At 52.5% G+C, this 408-nt stretch carries 1 protein-coding gene; it reads right to left on the bottom strand.

What is annotated here, in order from left to right; all coding sequences use genetic code 11:
* The coding region (locus FN633_RS18655; RefSeq protein ID WP_154058989.1) for a transposase at nucleotides 1-408 on the bottom strand (408 nt) is incomplete at both ends.

Below are 408 nucleotides of genomic sequence, written 5' to 3'. Positions count from 1 at the left end.
TGTGCAATACCGTATCCACAGGCGCAGCTAAGAAGAGTGAGGGCGATCCAGCAAAACTGGTAAAACGCGTTATTCGCCCCTAATCCAGTGCGAGCGAGAGAGGTATTTTCCGCTTTGATGTGCTTTGCCGAGATGCTGCGAAAGCGGCGGATATAGTAGAGGCAGTAGAGGATGAAAAAGGGCATTACCAGCGCGCCAACCGCTTTCGAGAAGGCAAAGGTGAGTAACAGAGCGGCAGCGATAGCAGCCAAAAAGACGAGCCCTGCGGAGGATTCTGCCTGTTTTAACTCGCCTCGGATGCCTTCAGCGTGTAACGCTTGCCAGCGGCGTAGGGTGCTAATGCTAAAGCCATACTTTTCGCACAGTTCATGGTCGGGTATGCCGCGTTTAGACTGATGAAGAAAACCA

This window comes from Pseudescherichia vulneris (assembly GCF_902164725.1).
GTDB classification, from domain to species: domain Bacteria; phylum Pseudomonadota; class Gammaproteobacteria; order Enterobacterales; family Enterobacteriaceae; genus Pseudescherichia; species Pseudescherichia vulneris.
The sequence above is the reverse complement of the archived record's forward strand: the minus strand, read 5'-3'. Positions and strand labels throughout refer to the sequence as shown.